The sequence below is a fragment of the Oscillibacter sp. CU971 genome, assembly GCF_905219725.1.
GTDB lineage: Bacteria > Bacillota > Clostridia > Oscillospirales > Oscillospiraceae > Oscillibacter.
The window spans coordinates 1-17,620 of the sequence record NZ_CAJMXG010000039.1 but is presented as its reverse complement, the minus strand read 5'-3'; the positions used below and the strand labels follow the sequence as shown (position 1 = coordinate 17,620).

Genomic DNA, 17,620 nt, shown 5'->3' with positions numbered 1-17,620 from the left:
GCTTCTGAGCGCCTGCGGCGGGACGGACGCCTCCGTTCCGGCGGGGAGGGCTCCGCCGCAGGCGCTCAGAAGCAGCGCCAGACAGAGCAGGAGGACAGGGATCTGCCGTTTCATGGAAGGACCTCCTTGTTTGGTTGTTTTTCGACCTGATTATAAGCCGTTCCGGCGGGCTTTGTCAATGAAGCGCGGAGCGTTGCCGCTTTGCCTTCCATTTTGCCGGCTTTTTGAGGTTCATGGCGGCAAACTTAAGCCTCATCCAGTTGGAGACTTGAGCCAGACCACAATAAAAGGTATAACGCATACCTCCTTTGAACCTCGCCGCGCCGTCTTGGCGTTGGGAGAAAGAATTTTTTGGGAAAGCTTTGAAATAAGAAATAACGGGAAGCCATTGACAAAAGGGCTTTCCGGCCCCTATAATAAAAACGGAAACCCATGGGCCCCTAAGAGAGGGCCGACTATGAAAGCTAGGGGTGGAGAGAGATGAACAGTATCCGAAAGAAGATCACGGTATGCCTGATGGCGACGGTGCTGGCCGCGCTGTTTGTGGTGGGAGGCGCCAGCATTGGCCTGAACTACCGGAGCACCATCGCCACAGTGGNCCAGATGATGACGCAGACCGCCGTACTGGCNGCGGAACGCATTGAGGAAGAGCTGATTGCCTATAAGAATGTGGCCATGGACACGGGCCGCATCACCCAGCTGGCCGATTCCGACACGCCGCTGGAGGAAAAGCGGAGCATCATCGATGAGCGGGCCAGCCTCCACGGCTTCCAGCGGGGCAATGTCATCGGCTTGGACGGCATCAGCATTTTCGACGGGAAGGACTATTCCGACCGGGAGTATGTGCAGCAGGCCCTAAGCGGAAACGTTTATGTTTCGCAGCCCCTGGTCAGCAAGATTACGGGGGAGCTGACCATTATGGTTGCCGCGCCTCTTTACTCCAACCGGGGGCTCGTTGCGGGGGCGGTCTACTTTGTTCCCCCGGAAACCTTTTTGAACGACATCGTGTCCTCCATCAAGGTCAGCGAAAACAGCCGGGCCTATATGATCAACAAAGACGGAGACACCATTGCCGACATCACCTTGGAGACCATCACCACNCAAAACATCGAGCGGGAGGCCNAGAGNGACTCCTCTTTGAAGCAGCTTGCCGCCATCCACGCGGAGATGCGGCAGGGGAAGGTGGGATTCGGCAGCTTCCACGACACCGACGGCCCCCGTTTCGCGGCTTACGCCCCGGTGGATGGAACCAACGGCTGGAGCGTGGCGGTCACCGCGATGAAGAAGGACTATCTGGCAGATACATATTTCGGTATGCTTATTGATGTGCTGGTAATCGTGGCCTCCATTCTGGCTTCCATCGTGGTGGCGCTGAAGCTGTCCAGCAACATCAGCGATCCCATGCGGGCCTGCGCCCAGCGGATGAAGCTGCTGGTGGAGGGTGACTTGAAGGCCCCCGTTCCCCAGACCCAGGGAAAGGACGAGACGGCGGAGCTGACCCGTTCCACGGCGGAGATGGTGACGGGGCTGAATACCATCATCAACGACATCAGCTACCTCCTTACGGAGATGGCCAATCAGAATCTGGACATCCGCTCCGCCCACCGGGAGGCCTATGTGGGGGACTTCCAGAATATTCTCCAGTCCATGCGGACATTGAAGGTGGAGCTCAGCGGCACCATGCGGCAGATCAACGCCTCCGCCGGGCAGGTGTCCTCCGCCAGCAACCAGGTGTCCATGGGCGCGCAGAGCCTGAGCCAGGGCTCCATGACCCAGGCCAGCTCCATCGAAGAGCTGGCGGCCACCATCACGGAGATTTCCGACAGCGCCAAGCGGACCGCCGCCGCCGCCGAGGAGGCGGGGCGCTTCGTGGGGCAGGCCGGAGGGCAGCTTGGAATCAGCGTGGAGCACGTCAAGGGGCTCAACGCCGCCATGGAGAAGATTTCCGGCTCTTCCGAGGAAATTTCCAAGATCATTGCCACCATTGAAAACATTGCCTTCCAGACCAACATTCTGGCCCTGAACGCCGCCGTGGAGGCCGCCCGGGCGGGCAGCGCCGGCAAGGGCTTCGCCGTGGTGGCCGACGAGGTGCGCAACCTGGCCACCAAGTCCGACCAGGCCGCCAAGGCCACCAAGGAGCTGATTGAAAGCTCCATCGCCGCCGTCACCGAAGGAAGCCGGGCGGTGGGAAATGTCACCGAGTCTTTGGAGCGGACCAGCGAGTCCGCCGGCCACGTAACCGCGCAGATGGATATCGTGGTGGAGGCTGTGGAAAACCAGACCTCCGCCATCAACCAGGTCACCGAGGGCATCGATCAGNTNTCCTCCGTGGTCCAGACCAACAGCGCCACGGCCCAGGAGAGCGCCGCCGCCAGCGAGGAGCTGTCCGCCGAGGCGGCCAGCCTGAAGCAGCTGGTGGACCAGTTTACCTTAGCCAAGGACTGAGGCGGGCCGCGTTCGATGGCTGCGGCGGACGCCGTCACTGGCAATTTACTGTAAAAAAGGGCCCCGCGGATACGCCGCGGGGCCCTTTTTGTGGCTACATCCACGAAAATACGGCAAATCCTGAAAAGACCGTTGACAAAATCAGGATTTTTGCTACAATAGATAGCGTTCAAANGGCGTACGCCTTTTTTTCATGGTTTGCAGACAAACCATGAGGGGAGTTGTATGCGCCTGGAAGACACAAAAATTTTTGGAGGTTTGCAATGAAGAAGTTTTTCAGCATGCTGCTGGCACTCGTGATGCTTTTGGCTCTCGCGGGCTGCGGCGGCAACGACAAGACCCCCGCGCAGGATCAGGGCGGCTCCTCTGACGCCGGCCAGACCCAGCAGGACGGGGACTCCGGCGAGGCGGGCGACGCCGCCGCCACCCTGGAGGACGGTATCGGCGACTACCACATCGGCATTGTCACCGGCTCCGTCTCCCAGTCCGAGGATGACCGCCGCGGCGCCGAGGCCTTCCAGGCCAAGTACGGCGAGGACAAGGTCACCCTGGCCATCTATCCCGACAACTTTACCGAGGAGCTGGAGACCACGATCCAGACCATCGTGAATATGTCCGACGACCCCCTGATGAAGGCCATTGTCGTCAACCAGTCTGTCCCCGGCACCACCGAGGCTTTCCGCCAGATCAAGGAGCGCCGCCCCGACATCATCTGCATCGCCGGCGAGGCCCACGAGGACCTGCCCGAGATCGGCTCCGCCGCCGACCTGGTGTGCAACAACGACTTCGTGTCCCGCGGCTATCTGATCATCCGCACCGCCCACGAGCTGGGCGCGGACACTTTCGTCCACATCTCCTTCCCCCGCCACATGGCTTATGAGACCATGAGCCGCCGTGTGGCCGTCATGGAGGAGGCCTGCAAGGAGTTCGGCATGAAGTTCGTCCTGGATACCGCTCCCGACCCGACTTCCGACATGGGTATCCCCGGCGCTCAGGCTTATATCCTGGAGAACGTCCCCGCCTGGGTTCAGANGTACGGNGANAACGCCGCCTACTTCTGCNCCAACGACGCCCACACCGAGCCCCTGCTCAAGCAGCTGGTGGAATACGGCGGCTACTTCATCGAGGCCGATCTGCCCTCTCCTCTGATGGGCTATCCCGGCGCTCTGGGTCTGGACCTCACCGAGGAGGCCGGCGACTTTGAGAAGATTCTGGCTAAGGTCGAGTCCGCTCTGGTGGAGAAGGGTGCAGCCGATCACTTCGGTACCTGGGCCTACTCCTATGGCTACACCCTGTCCGCCGGTCTTGCGGAGCACGCCAAAAACGTCATCAACGGAGTCAGCGAAATCACGGACATGGACGCCGTGGCTGCGGCCCTGAACGTATACTCTCCCAAGGCTCAGTGGAATGGCGCGGGCTACACCAACGCCACCACCGGAGTCAAGAGCGACAATGTGTTCCTCATCTATCAGGACACCTATATCATGGGCGACCCCGGCCGCTTCATGGGCAACGCCGACGTGGAGATTCCCGAGAAGTACTTCACCGTCAGCTGATTCAATTCAAAAATTGTCNGCCGCACGGGGAGGAGGACCTGTCCTCCTCCCCGCGCTGGCTTTGACCGGGGCGGCATGAGTCCCCGCCCGGCGCCGGGGATCGGCGCGCGGAACAAATGAGATAGGGTGGATGTATGACAAACAACGTGAACCCCTTGCTGCAAATGCAGAACATCAAAAAGGACTTCTTTGGCAATCAGGTCCTCACCGATATCAATTTTACCCTGGGTGAGGGCGAGGTTTTGGGCCTGTGCGGCGAGAACGGCGCGGGCAAAAGCACCTTGATGAAAATACTCTTCGGCATGGACGTCATCCGGGAGACCGGCGGCTACGGCGGCGACATCCTGATTGACGGCCAAAAAGTGGAATTCAACACGCCTTTCGACGCGCTGGAGGCGGGTATCGGCATGGTACATCAGGAGTTTTCCCTGATCCCCGGCTTCTCCGCCACAGAAAATATCCTCCTGAATCGGGAGCCCTGCAAAAAGAATATTGTTTCAGAGGTGTTCGGAGACCGTCTGAACACGCTGGATTATAAGGAGATGGACCGGCGTTCCTCCGCCGCCATCGAAAAAATGGGCGTCGCCATCGACGCGAATATGGTCATCAGCGACATGCCCGTGGGACACAAGCAGTTTACGGAAATCGCCCGGGAGCTGAGCAAGGACCAGCTGAAGCTGCTGATTTTGGACGAGCCCACCGCCGTGCTGACGGAAAANGAGGCCGAGGCCCTGCTGGAATCCATCCGGGGCATGGCCGCCCGGGGCATTTCCGTCATCTTCATCACCCACCGCCTCCATGAGATTCTGGCGGTGTGCGACAAGGTGGTGGTCATGCGGGACGGTTTCGTGGTCCGGGATGTTCCGGCAAAAGAGACCAGCGTAGAGGACATCACCAAGTGGATGGTGGGCCGGGACGTGCAGAGCGCCGCCGCGGGCGAGGCCCGGAGCAATGACGGGGCCCGGACCATCATGTCCATCCAAAACCTCTGGGTGGACATGCCCGGCGAGACGGTGCGCGATGTCTCCCTTGATATCAAGGAGGGCGAGATTCTGGGCATCGGCGGCCTGGCGGGCCAGGGCAAGCTGGGCATCCCCAACGGCGTCATGGGCCTTTATGAGGCCGGCGGCAAGGTGACGTTCAACGGCGGGGAGATCCCCTTGAACGATCCCCNGAAGTGCCTGGATTCCTCCCTGGCCTTCGTGTCGGAGGNNCGGCGGGAGGTGGNCCTCCTGCTGGATGAGAGCCTGGAGTGGAACGTGGCGTTCCCCGCCATGCAGATCCAGGAGAAGTTCTTGAAAAAGCTGCTGGGCGGCTTTATCAAGTGGCGGGACGAGAAGGGCATCCACAAGGTGACCCAGAAATATATCGACGAGCTGCAANTCNAATGCACCAGCTCCAAGCAGAAGGCCCGGGAGCTCTCCGGCGGCAACCAGCAGAAGGTGTGCCTGGCCAAGGCCTTTGCCCTGGAGCCCAAGTTCCTCTTCGTGTCGGAGCCCACCCGGGGCATCGACGTGGGCGCCAAGGCCCTGGTGCTGGAGGCGCTGAAGAAGTTCAACCGGGACAGCGGCGTTACCGTCGTCATGATCTCCTCCGAGCTGGAGGAGCTGCGGCAGACCTGCGACCGCATTGCCATCATCTCCGGCGGACATGTGGCGGGCATCCTGCCGGCGGCGTCGTCCTCCGAGGAGTTCGGCCTGCTGATGGTCAGCCAGGTCATATAAGGAGGTGGGTCGTAATGAGTGAGAAAAAAGACTATAATTATANCAGTCCATCCANNTTCAACGNCGAGATGAAAACCATTCCGCCGGCGCGTTGGCCTACAGAGCTGGAAAAGGCGCAAATGGGCACCATGACGGCAATGGTCTCCTCTTTCGGCCTGCCTCGGATCATCATCTCCGGGTTTTTGCTGGTCCTCTTCATCCTGACACCCTTTGTCGGGGTTGATCTGCCCACTCAGATCACCAACATCATCAACCGCTTCAGCTGGAACGCGGTGCTGGTCCTGGCCATGGTGCCCATGATTCATGCGGGCTGCGGATTGAACTTCGGACTGCCCCTGGCAATTATCTGCGGCCTTCTGGGCGGCACGCTGTCCATCCAGCTGGGCTTTACCGGCCCCATGAGCTTTTTGATGGCGGTGCTGATTGCCACGCCTTTCGCAGTGATCCTGGGTGGGGGCTACGGCCTGCTTTTGAACCGCATCAAGGGCGGCGAGATGATGATTGCCACCTATGTGGGTTTTTCCGTCATGTCCTTTTTCTGCATGATGTGGCTGCTGCTGCCCTATTCCAGTCCCACCATGGTCTACGGCCTCTCGGGCAACGGCCTGCGGCCCACTATTTCCCTGGACGGCTTCTATAATCAGGTGCTGGCCAAGATCCTGCATATCAAAATCGGGAACATTGAAATCCCCACGGGCTCTTTGCTGGTCTTCGCACTGCTGGCCTTTTTGATGTGGGCGTTCCTGCACACCAAGACCGGCACCGCCATGACGGCGGTGGGTTCCAACCCCGCTTTTGCCCGGGCTGCGGGCATCAACGTGGACCGGACCCGGATGCTCTCTGTTATCATGTCCACCTGGCTGGGGGCCATGGGCATTTTGATGTATCAGCAGGGCTTCGGCTTTATCCAGCTTTATAATGCCCCCAACAACCTGACCATGCCCACGGTGGCGGCCATCCTGATCGGCGGCGCCTCGGTCAATAAAGCCAGTATCCCCAATGTAATTATCGGTACAATTTTGTTCCAGGGAATCGTGACCATGACCCCCACGGTCATGAACTCCGCGATCCACATGGACATGAGCGAGGTCATTCGGATTATCGTCTCTCAGGGCATGATCCTGTACGCTCTGACCAGAAAGACGGAGGGTGTGAAATGAACGGGAAAAAGAACATCCCCGCCGGGAAGAGGCTTTTGGAGCTGGTGCGGAACAACGCCGTGCCCATCATGTTCATCATCATCTGCGCCATTTTTATCCCCATGGCGGGCTTCTCTCCCAGCTACCTGCTCAATGAGATCGTCACCCGTATGGGCCGGAACCTGTTCCTGGTTCTCTGCTTGCTGTTCCCCATTATGGCGGGCATGGGCCTGAACTTCGCCATGACGCTGGGCGCCATGGGCGCGGAGATCGCCGTCATTCTGGTGGCGGACTGGCAGATCTGGGGCATTCCCGGCGTGGTGCTGGCCATGATCCTGTCCATTCCTTTCTCCGCCCTGCTGGGCTTCATCTGCGGCACGCTGCAAAACATGGCCAAGGGCCGGGAGATGATCACCAGCTATATCATCAACTTCTTTATCAATGGCTGGTACCAGCTCATCGTGCTGTATGTCATGGGGGCGGTTATCCCCATCATCCACGCCAGCATCATGCTGCCCCGGGGCTATGGCATCCGCAATACCGTGAGCCTGCTGAACATGCGCCAGTGCCTGGACGACCTGCTGGCCATCCGCGTCGCGGGCGTGAAGATTCCCGTGTTCACCTTCCTTCTGGTGGGCCTTTTGTGCTTGTTCATCATCTGGTTCCGCCGCACGAAGCTGGGCCAGGACATGCGGGCCGTGGGCCAGGATATGGAGGTGGCTAAGGCCGCGGGCATCAACGTGGACCGGACCCGCATCATCTCCGTGGTCATGTCCACCGTCTGCGCCGGTTTCGGCATGGTTATCTATCTCCAGAACATCGGCAACCTGCCCACCTACACCGGACACGCCCAGATCGGCATGTTCTGCATCGCGGCCCTGCTGGTAGGCGGTGCGTCGGTGGAAAAGGCCGGTATCGGCAACGCTTTCCTGGGCGTGATCCTGTTCCACATGATGTTCATCGTGGCTCCCGGCGCGGNCGCGTTCATCACCGGGGACTCCATGGTGGGCGAGTACTTCCGCGTGTTCTTGTCTTACGGCGTAATCACCTTGGCCCTGATTATGTATGAGGCCAAGAAGCGGATGGCGAAGAGCAAGGCGGGCCAGGAGNTGGCCGCGGCCCAGGTGAAAAAGGAGGACGCGTGATGAAGGTGAAAACGAGAAGAGTCCTCTTTGCTTTCCTGCTGGTGCTGGTGCTGGTGGCCGTCGCCGCCGCTATGATGGTCATTGGACGGGGACATACCGTCTACTTCGACAACAAGACCCTGGAGGATTACCAGGGCCAGACCTACAAGGCTTTCGAGAAAGTGGTGGTCACCGTCAAGGACGAACAGGTGGCCAAGCTGGCCAAGCGTGATCGGGGCATGTCCATCTGGATCGGGCAGAATTTCAAAATGATTCTGGAGGTCACCCGGGAAAAGGGCGGAGAGCCCGAGATTCATGAGATCGACCTGAAGCTGCCCTACAGCGTGGACGGCATCGTCATCAATCTCCCCGCCCTGCTGGCGGAACTGCCCGAGGAGGCCTGGTTCTCCGAGTTTGTTCCCGCCGTGACGGAGGAGCCTGCGGAGGAAGTCCCCGGCGAGGGCGACGACTTCGGCTTGGGCCTGGAAGGTGAGCTGGGCCTGGAAGACGGCCTGGGCGACATCTGATTTCCACAGCATCGGGAAACAATAGGACCGCCCCGCCAAAGGCGGGGCGGTCCTTTATTTGATGGNTTGAAGGAGGAATCTCTATGGCAGTATTATCCGGCCTGGAGCCGAAAGCGGTATTTGAGTACTTTGAAAAGCTGTGCGCCGTCCCCCACGGCAGCGGCAACACCAAGCAGATCAGCGACCTGTGCGTGGACTTTGCCAAGGAACTGGGCCTTCGCTGGCGGCAGGACGAGGCGAACAACGTGGTCATCTGGAAGGACGCCAGCCCCGGCTGCGAGGACGCGCCCCCCGTCATTCTCCAGGGGCACATCGACATGGTCTGCGTGAAGACCGAGGACTGCGCCAAGGACATGGCAAAGGAGGGCCTGGACCTCCGCACCGACGGGGAATGGGTCTGGGCGGAGAAAACCTCCCTGGGCGGGGACAACGGCATCGCCGTGGCCATGATCCTGGCCATTTTGGCNGACNGNNGTTTGCCCCATCCTCCCCTGGAAGCGGTGTTCACCGTGGACGAGGAGGTGGGCCTGGAGGGGGCCTTCGCCCTGGACTGCTCCGATTTGAAGGGGCGGAAGCTGGTAAACCTGGACTCGGAGGAGGAGGGGGTCTTCACCGTCTCCTGCGCCGGAGGTGTGCGGGTGGACTGCTTCCTGCCCGGCAAAAGAGCGCCGCTGAACGGGGAGGCGGGCTATAAGATTTCCCTGGAGGGACTCCTGGGAGGTCACTCCGGCGGGGAGATCCACAAGGGCCGGGCCTCCGCCAACCAGGTGATGGGCCGGGTGCTGTACAGCGCCATGGAGCGCGTTCCCGGCCTGCGCCTGACGGATGTGCGGGGCGGAAGGTTCGACAACGTGATCTGCTCCCGGAACCAGGCGAAAGCCGCTGTCCCGGCGGACCGGGCGGGAGAGTTTGAGGCGTTCATCCGGGAGTTTGACGCCGCGCTGAAAAACGAGTATGCCGGCTGTGACGGCGGCGTCACGCTGACCTGTGAAAAAACCGCCCTGGAGGGCGCGTTGACCCCGGAGGCGACGGCAAACATGCTCCGCACCCTGCTGGCGGTGCCCCAGGGGGTCCAGGCCATGAACGTGGATTTCCCCGGCCTGGTGCAGACCTCCCTGAACATGGGCGTGATGGAGATGAAGGAGGACGGGCTCTATTTCGGCATCTCCGTCCGCTCCTGCNTCGCCACCCAGAAGGACATGATGGTCCAGCGGCTGAAGGCCATCNTGGAGCTTGGCGGGGGAAGCTTCACCCTGCNGGGCAACTACCCCGGCTGGCAGTACGACCGGAATTCCGCCCTGCGGGAGGAGGTGCTGGGGGCCTACAAGTCCGTCTGCGGCAAGCAGGGGACCATCGAGGCCACCCACGGCGGCCTGGAATGCGGTTTGTTCGTGGAGAAGCTGCCGGGGCTGGACGCGGTGTCCTTCGGCCCGGAGCTCCACGATGTCCATTCCGTCAAAGAGCGGCTGAACGTGGCTTCTACCCAGCGGGTGTATGAGGTGACNCGGGAGCTGCTGAGACGGGAGAGCGCCGCCGGGAAATAAGGAGAGACCGTCAAGGGCCATTCCCTAGAATGGCCCTTGACTTTCCTGCAATTGGGTGTATCATCTTTTTAGGACGAACTTATACGGAGCGGGGTGTGGATCACGAGACGGAATCGATATGGACGGCGGTATGCGGGGCGGCGGACCCATACCCGGCGGAGTAGAGGGCAGATCCAGCGGCTGGTCAGGGTGTGGACGGCGGGGGCCGTTATCCTGCTGGCGCTGGCGGCGGCGTTCCTCCTCCTCCGGGGGGGCGAAGGGCCCGGCTTTGAGGAGGGGGACCTGCTGGTCTGCGTCAACGGCGATGGCTCGGCAGAGCTCTATTGGCCCAAGGCCACCGCCCCCTCGGGCATGTATCGGGTGGAAGTCACCTGCGGCGAAACCAGCGAGACACGCTATTGCACCCAATCGGCCCTGAGCCTTTCCGGCCTCCCGGAGGGGGAGGAGCTGGAGGTTCAGGTTTGGGCCGTGGCCGACGGAAAGAGCCTCCTTGGAAAACCCAAGGAGGTTAAGAGCTGGAAGGTCTTCCGGGCGAAGCTGCTCCCGNCGGAGGCGCCGGAGGCCCCGGAGGTCTCCGGTACGCTGGAGGACGGCGTGACCTCTCTCCGCTGGACTGGGGAGGGGGAGGTCTTCCAGGTTTTTCAAAGCAATGTGAATTCCGCCCAGGGAGCGGCTGGCAGCGTTCTGCTGGCCTCTACCAGAGAGAGGGCCATTTCTTTAGAGGGGGACCTTTCCCGGTTCACAGTACGGGCAGGCTGGAAAAAGCGGGGCTTCATCCTCTGCGGCCCCGCCTCGTCTCCGGTCTCCGCCTTACCGGGGATTACCGGCGGGCAGGACCTGCCTAGCGGCGGGCGGCTTTCCCTTACATACCAGGAGACCGCGCCCAGGCAGTGCGTTTTGGAGTGGGAGGGGACCCGGTGCCACCATTTCGAGGTCCAGCGATGGGTAGGGGAGAAGTGGGAGACCGCCGCCCGCCTCGCGCCGGAGGAGCACGTGCGCCATGACCTGGGGCGGCTGGGTTCCGGGTCCTATAACCGCTTCCGCGTCGCCGCCCTGGACGGGGACGGAACGGAACTCCAGGCGGAGGAGGTTTCTTTCTGGGCCTCCGTCTCTCCGCTGTACGGCACCATCTGGCCCATCCAGAGCCTGACGCTCTATGAGGACCCCGGAAAAGGAACGCGTCTGGCCTCCGTCCCCGGGGGGACGGCCCTGTGCGTCCTGGCGGAGGAAGGGGACTGGTTCCGGGTCCGCTATGGGGAGGAATACGGCTGGGTGGACAGCCGCTTTTGCATGATCGATCTCCCCGAATACGTGGGNGACCACTGTACTTACGACATCACCAACAGCTACGACTCCCTCTTCGCCGTCCATGGCTCGCCCATCCGGGAGGTGACCCACCAGGTGCTTCCGGGCTATGAGAACNTGANGATGGCGGACGGGACCTTCCTGGTCCCCTACCTGTACCCCTGCGCGAAAAAGCTGCTCACCGCCGCCCAGGCGGCGGAGGCCGACGGCCTCCGGCTGAAAATCTACGAGGCCTTCCGCCCCCAGCGGGCCACCCGCTTTTCCTACGACACCACGGAAAAGCAGCTGAAGGACCCCGCCCTGACGGAGTCCGGNGNACAGGTGNNGACGACGCTTTCCAGGCTTATGACGGACAACGGCCGTTTTAACCTGGGCAGCTTCCTGGCCCGGACCATCTCCTCCCACAACCGGGGCATCGCCCTGGACCTGACGCTGGAGAAGCCGGAGGGGGAATTGGAGATGNAGAGCGGGATGCACGATTTGAGCTGGCATTCCNAGACCTATCTGAACAACCTGAACGCCAAGCTGTTGGAGGGTTACATGAAAGCCGTGGGCATGAACGGCCTCAGCNCGGAGTGGTGGCACTTCCAGGACGACGCTACCCGGAAGGCCATCGGCCTGAACAGCAGCCTGGAAAAAGGCGTCAGCCCCGAGGGCTGGACCCAGGACGACGGCGGCTGGCGCTATCGAAACGCCGACGGGAGCATAGCCCGGAACACCGCCCTTACGATAGACGGCAGGGTCTATACGTGCGACGAGTCGGGCTACGCGNCGGGCTGACGGCGCTTCCCATGGAATGAACAGGCGGACCGGACAAAAAAATTTGTCCGGTCCGCTTTGTTTTTTGGAAAAGTGNCCATATGTCCTTTTNCGACAAACCCTGGATGGGTTATAGTAATGTCAACAACGATAAAGGAGTGGGCCCCATGAAAAAAGTCGAACGCGCATACGCCTCCCTGAGGGAGCGGATCAGGACGGAATGGGTTCTGTATCTGCTGGCCTTCGTCTTCATCCTCATCGCGGACTCCATCGGACAGATCAAGATTCCCGTCTGGAAGGGTACCTTCATCATTTTCCCCATTTTCTACGCCCTGTTCCTGGGCATCCTCACCGGCCCCAACGTGCTGAAAATCCTGGACGACAAGAAGGTCAAGGCCGCCTCCGGCCTGGTGGGCGTGGCGATTCTTCCTTTTGTGGCCAAGCTTGGCATCAACGCCGGGGCCAACATCTCCATCGTGATCTCCGCCGGGCCCGCCCTGCTGCTCCAGGAGTTCGGCAACCTCTGCACCATCTTCCTGGCCATGCCCCTGGCCCTGATGCTGGGCCTTAAGCGGGAGGCCATCGGGGCCACCCACTCCATCAACCGGGAGACGAACCTGGCGCTGATGCAGGACATGTTCGGCGCAGACTCCCCGGAGGCCCAGGGCAGCCTCTCCGTATACATCGTCGGCGGCATGGTGGGCACCATCTACTTCGGCTTCATGGCCTCCATGGCCGCGGCCACGGGCCTCTTCCACCCCTACGCCCTGGGCATGGCCTCCGGCGTGGGCGCGGGCATCCTGATGAGCTCCGCCGTGGCGGCCCTCTCCGAGGTCATGCCCGCCTACGCCGACCAGATTGCCGCCATGGCCTCCGCCAGCGAGACCATTTCCGGCATCGACGGCATCTACATGGCGATCTTCATCGGCGTGCCCCTGTGCAACGTCCTGTACCGCAAGCTGGAGCCCACCCTGGGCCGCCTGACGAAAACCGGCCGGGAACTGGCCGGGAAGAATTGAGGAGGAGAGCGTTATGACCATTAAGGATTGGATTTTTGTCCTGGCCATTTCCGGCCTGGGCATGATGACCGCCAATTTCATCGGCTTTGACGTGGCCTTCACCGAGTCCCTGCCCGGCGTGCTGGTGCTGCTGCTCATCGCCCTGTGCGCCGCAGGCCTTGCCCATGTGATTCCCCTAAAGCTTCCCACGGTGGCCTACTGCTCCATCTTGGGGCTGCTGTGCGCCTGCCCGCTGTCCCCCGTGTCCCAGTTTGTCATTGAGTCCGCCGGGAAGATCAACTTCACCGCGCCGCTGACCATGGTGGGGGCCTTTGCCGGCATGTCCATCAGCAACCAGCTGAAGATGTTCTTCAAGCAGGGCTGGAAGCTCATTATCATCACCGTCCTGGTCATGACGGGCACCTTCTTCGGCTCCCTGGTGGTGGCCCAGGTGGTGCTGGGGCTGACCCATGCCATTTGATTTGATACTGGCGGCCCTGGGAAGCGGCGCCGTGGGGCTCTTCATCGGCTGGTGCGGCGTGGCGGGCTTCCTGCTGCCCATTCTCTTCACCAGCGTCTGCGGCCTGCCGGTGACGGAGAGCCTGCTGCTGAGCTTTTTGTGCTTTGCCGTCTCCGGGGCCATCGGCTCCTGGAACTACTACCGCCGGGGAGAGCTGCCCCTGCGGCCCGCCCTGATCCTCTCCGCCGGAAGCCTGGCGGGGGGACTGCTGGGCGCGGCCCTGGGCGGGCTGCTGGCGGCGGAGACCGTCAAGGTGGTCCTTTACGTGGTGGTGTTTCTCTCGGGCCTGGCCATCGCCGTCCGGGAGCTCCGGCCTCAGAAGGGGCCCGAAAAGGGAAGCGCGTTTCCCAAGCCCCTGCCGCTGCTGGTCCTGGGCTTTGCCACGGCCCTGCTCTGCGCCCTCTCCGGGGCGGGAGGGCCGGTGCTGGTGATGCCCCTGCTGGTGGCCATGGGGGTTCCCGCCAAGACGGCGGTGGGCGCGGCCCTGCTGGACTCCGTGTTTATCGCCCTGCCCGCCGTGGCCGTGTACGGAAGCCGCTGTGCGTCCCTGGCCGCCCTGATCCCCATTCTGCTGGCGTCGGTCTTGGGCCACGCCGCCGGGGTCTTCACGGGCAGCGTCACCGCCGCCCATGTGCCCCAGTCCCTGCTCAAGCGGGGAGTGGCGGCGTTCTCCATCTGCTTTTCCTTATTCATGCTGTTGAAATAGGAGGGTTCCCCATGCCGAATGATTTCCGCTGTGACCTGCTTCTTACCGGCGCCCGCTATCTCTCATCGGACATGGCCGTGGTTTCCGGAAAGGCCATCGCCGTCAAGGACGGTAAAATCCTGGACATTGTGGACCAGGACAAGTGCGCCTACCAGGCGGAGACGGTTCTCTCCGGCTCCCGCCTGCTCTGGATGCCCGGCTTGGTAGACGGCCATCTCCACACCAGCCAGCAGCTCCTCCGGGGGCGGCTGCTGGACNAGAAGCCCGTTATTTGGAAGCGGGTCAACGTCCCCTTTGAGNGCCGCCTGGACGAGGAGAGCTCCCGCCTCAGCGCCCAGCTGGCGGCGATAGNGATGANCTCCTGCGGCACCACCGGCTTTGTGGACGCGGGGGGAAAGTACCCGGAGGTTTACGCCGGCGTCTATCAGGCGGCGGGGCTCCNGGGCCGCCTCAGCGTCATGACCAACGACAATCCCTTCTGCCCCGNGAGCCTTCGGGCCCCTTCCGTCCCGGCTGCGGTGGACCGTCTGCGGGCCATGAAAAGCGCCCTTACCGGCCTCCTGAAGCCCATCTACTCCGTCACCACGCCCACCGCCGTCAGCGAAGAGCTGCTCCGGGCGGTGTTCCAGGCGGCGGCGGAGGACGGCGTGCCGGTGGAGACCCACATGAACGNGTACGCCAGCGAGGTGACGGACTTCCTTGAGCGCTATGGCGAGCGCCCCTTTGTCTGGCTGGAAAGGGAGGGCCTTTTGCCGGTCCCCATGACCGCCCCCCACTGCATTTTCCTCAGTCAGGAGGAAATCGCCGTCTTGGCCCGGCGGCAGGTCCGGGCAGTCCACTGTCCCTTCTCCAACTGCGGAAAGGGCGTGCCGCCCACGCCCCAGCTCCTGGCCGCCGGGGTGCCCGTGGGCCTGGGCACCGACGGCTCCGCCCACGGCGGGCTGGACCTCTTCCGGGAGATGCGCCTGTTCCGGGGCGTGATGAATGTTACCCGGGGCGTTGGGACGGCGGACTCCTGCGTCATGCCCGCCGAGACCCTTCTGAAAATGGCCGCTCAAGGCGGCGCGGCGGCGCTGATGGAGCCGGGCCTGGGCGTCATCGAACAAGGCGCGCCCGCGGACCTCATCGCCGTGGACACCGGCGCGCCCCACCTCTGGCCCACCCAAAACCTGGTGCATACCCTGGTGGAGAGCGCCAGCGGGGCCGACGTGCGGCACTCCATCGTCAACGGGAAGCTGCTGATGCGGGACCGGGAGCTGCTGACCATCGACCGGGAGCGGGTCCGCCGGGAGGCGGAGGCCCTCTTTGAAAAACAGCCCTGGCTCCAGAGCTGGAAGTAAAGAAATGCCCTTGTGCGCCTCTTGCGGCTGTGTTATCATAGCTGCAAGAGGCGCTTTTTTATTTGGCGGCGGAACGGAGGTGCCCATATGCGTTACTGTGAACTGCTGGAGCTGGCCCCGGGCCTGGAGGAGTACACCCGGCAGATCCCGGAGGAGCTGGACGGGCAGTTTCAGCTCAAGACCTATCCCGCCCACGCCCTCATCCACCAGAAGGACAGCCCCCTGGAGCGTATCGGCATCCTGCTCCAAGGGACCTTCCGGGTGGTGAACGAATTTGAAAACGGCAATGTCTTCATGATCGAGGTGAACGAGGCGGTGTCCTTCATCGGGGAGGTGACGCTGCTGNCCGGGGCGGCTACCACCTCCGTGTCCATTGAGACGGTGACGGACTGCCTGGCGGCTTTCCTGCCGCTGGAGACCTTCGACGCGTGGCTCCGGCAGGACATCGGCCTGCTCCGGGCCGTCAGCCGCCATGTAGCCGCCAAGCTGTACTGCTCCAGCTACAGCAGGGGAGAGCGGCTGTTCCACTCCGCCAAGTACGTGCTGCTGAAATACNTGGTCCGTCAGGCGGAGGAGCAGGGCGTGCGCACGGCCGGGCAGGTGGTTCTGAATAAGACCCGGCGGCAGATCAGCGAAGAGGTGGGCCTGACGGAGAAGACCATCAACCGCACCCTGACCCAGTTTGTGAAGGACGGGGTGCTCTCCATCCGGCGGGGCAAGGCGGCCTTCAGCGCCGAGGAGTACCACCGGGCCCAGAAGGAGCTGAGGGTTTACATGTCCCAGAGTAAGAATGGGGCGAGCACCTGAAAAAGCTTCGGCCGGCCCGCCCGGATGCCTGGCGTTATCTTCCAGAAAATTCTAATAAATTCCTGGAAAACTTTGGAAAAGAAAAAACTTGTCGAAATTTGTACATTTTAACCCGGAAAAAAGTCAAAAAAACAGTTGCAATTTTTAGAAGACTTGGTATAATAAAACACGCAACAACACTATATGCTGTAGAAGCGGAAGTACGGCAAAGGCAAGCCCTGTACAGGGCTTGGTGGTTTCTTGTTAAGAAACCACCAAAAGGTCTTTGTTAAAGTACTTTCGAAACGGTAAAACGACGTTGCCGGAATTTTTTCTCAGAGAGGTTGAGGAAATGCAGGAGCGTGTGTGAAAATTGGGTTTTCGTCTGCCGCGGTACCATTGGGGCAGCGGATTATATCCTAAGAATAGCAGGCGGGGAACGCGGTGAAACGGCGGTTCGGCCTGTTTGGCGAAAGCAGCAGCATTCTCCAAATATTTTTGTTCAAAAACACCATTCTCCCTTGAAAAGCGGGCATTGGGCAAAAATTGTCACGGCCGTCGGCAGCAGCGCAAACCGGCTCCGCGTGGAAGGAGCCTGTGTATTTGTGCGCGTGGCTGTCTCAGCGTGAACCTTCTACCGTCGCAGTTTTCCGCCCAAGGTGTTTATTGGACATCGGCCGCAGTTTTGAACTGTACCGGAATCCAAAACATCGGGGCGGATATTCGTTTTTTGAAGCTCTTTGGCGCGCTGAAGCCTTGTGGCCGCGCGGCTTGCCGAACTGACCGATAAAGGAGAACCGACGCCATGACGGATAGAGAACTTCAAAAGCTGGGACGGCGGGAGCTGCTGCAGCTGCTGCTGGAACAGGCCAAGGAGTCCGAGCGGCTGCGCAAGCAGGTGGGGGAGCTGGAGGAACAGCTCCGCCAGACGGAGGAGGGGTATGAGCGCCTCCGGGACCGGCTGGACAGCAAGGACGCCCAAATCCACGAGCTGGAGGACACCCTCCACGCGGAGCGGGAAAAGCGTGAGACCGACTTGGAAAACGTCGGGTCCATTGCGGAGGCCGCCCTCCGCCTGAACGGCGTGTTTGACGCGGCACAGCGCGCTGCGGATTACTATTTGCAGAGCATTCAAACCCTGTATCCC

The 17,620-nt window shown here is 61.6% G+C and carries 14 protein-coding genes; all 14 read left to right on the top strand.

What is annotated here, in order from left to right; genetic code table 11:
• Positions 1–480 precede the first annotated feature (480 nt).
• The gene (locus JX325_RS04830) at positions 481–2,445 is read left to right on the top strand and encodes a methyl-accepting chemotaxis protein (RefSeq protein WP_204790042.1); all 1,965 of its coding nucleotides are present in this window, start codon (positions 481–483) and stop codon (positions 2,443–2,445) included.
• Between the two features lie 263 nt (positions 2,446–2,708).
• Positions 2,709–4,001 (top strand): DUF3798 domain-containing protein, encoded by a 1,293-nt coding sequence (locus JX325_RS04825; RefSeq protein ID WP_204790041.1) that lies wholly within the window; start codon positions 2,709–2,711, stop codon positions 3,999–4,001.
• Positions 4,002–4,135: 134 nt separating this feature from the next.
• Entirely contained in the window at positions 4,136–5,725 is a 1,590-nt protein-coding gene (locus JX325_RS04820) for a sugar ABC transporter ATP-binding protein (protein ID WP_204790040.1), read from the top strand.
• Between the two features lie 14 nt (positions 5,726–5,739).
• Positions 5,740–6,885, top strand: coding sequence for an ABC transporter permease (locus JX325_RS04815; RefSeq protein ID WP_374220585.1), 1,146 nt, complete (start codon positions 5,740–5,742; stop codon positions 6,883–6,885).
• Entirely contained in the window at positions 6,882–8,009 is a 1,128-nt protein-coding gene (locus JX325_RS04810) for an ABC transporter permease (RefSeq protein WP_204790039.1), read from the top strand. Before JX325_RS04815 ends, JX325_RS04810 begins: the two co-directional genes overlap by 4 nt.
• Complete coding sequence (locus JX325_RS04805) at positions 8,009–8,515, top strand: DUF6672 family protein (protein WP_204790038.1); 507 nt, start codon at positions 8,009–8,011, stop codon at positions 8,513–8,515. Before JX325_RS04810 ends, JX325_RS04805 begins: the two co-directional genes overlap by 1 nt.
• 83 nt (positions 8,516–8,598) lie before the next feature.
• Positions 8,599–10,059: an aminoacyl-histidine dipeptidase gene (locus JX325_RS04800; protein ID WP_204790037.1), complete on the top strand. Its 1,461-nt coding sequence runs from the start codon at positions 8,599–8,601 to the stop codon at positions 10,057–10,059.
• A gap of 93 nt (positions 10,060–10,152) precedes the next feature.
• Complete coding sequence (locus tag JX325_RS04795) at positions 10,153–12,144, top strand: M15 family metallopeptidase (RefSeq protein ID WP_204790036.1); 1,992 nt, start codon at positions 10,153–10,155, stop codon at positions 12,142–12,144.
• Positions 12,145–12,290: 146 nt separating this feature from the next.
• Entirely contained in the window at positions 12,291–13,142 is an 852-nt protein-coding gene (locus JX325_RS04790; protein WP_204790035.1) for a DUF3100 domain-containing protein, read from the top strand.
• A gap of 13 nt (positions 13,143–13,155) precedes the next feature.
• Positions 13,156–13,602, top strand: coding sequence for a hypothetical protein (locus JX325_RS04785; RefSeq protein ID WP_204790034.1), 447 nt, complete (start codon positions 13,156–13,158; stop codon positions 13,600–13,602).
• Positions 13,592–14,347, top strand: a complete 756-nt coding sequence (locus JX325_RS04780; protein ID WP_204790033.1) for a sulfite exporter TauE/SafE family protein — start codon at positions 13,592–13,594, stop codon at positions 14,345–14,347. Before JX325_RS04785 ends, JX325_RS04780 begins: the two co-directional genes overlap by 11 nt.
• A gap of 11 nt (positions 14,348–14,358) precedes the next feature.
• The gene (locus tag JX325_RS04775; protein ID WP_204790032.1) at positions 14,359–15,687 is read left to right on the top strand and encodes an amidohydrolase family protein; all 1,329 of its coding nucleotides are present in this window, start codon (positions 14,359–14,361) and stop codon (positions 15,685–15,687) included.
• A gap of 87 nt (positions 15,688–15,774) precedes the next feature.
• Entirely contained in the window at positions 15,775–16,494 is a 720-nt protein-coding gene (locus tag JX325_RS04770; RefSeq protein ID WP_204790031.1) for a Crp/Fnr family transcriptional regulator, read from the top strand.
• Between the two features lie 784 nt (positions 16,495–17,278).
• Positions 17,279–17,620: hypothetical protein (locus tag JX325_RS04765; protein WP_204790030.1), on the top strand; the 342-nt coding region annotated here is incomplete at its 3' end.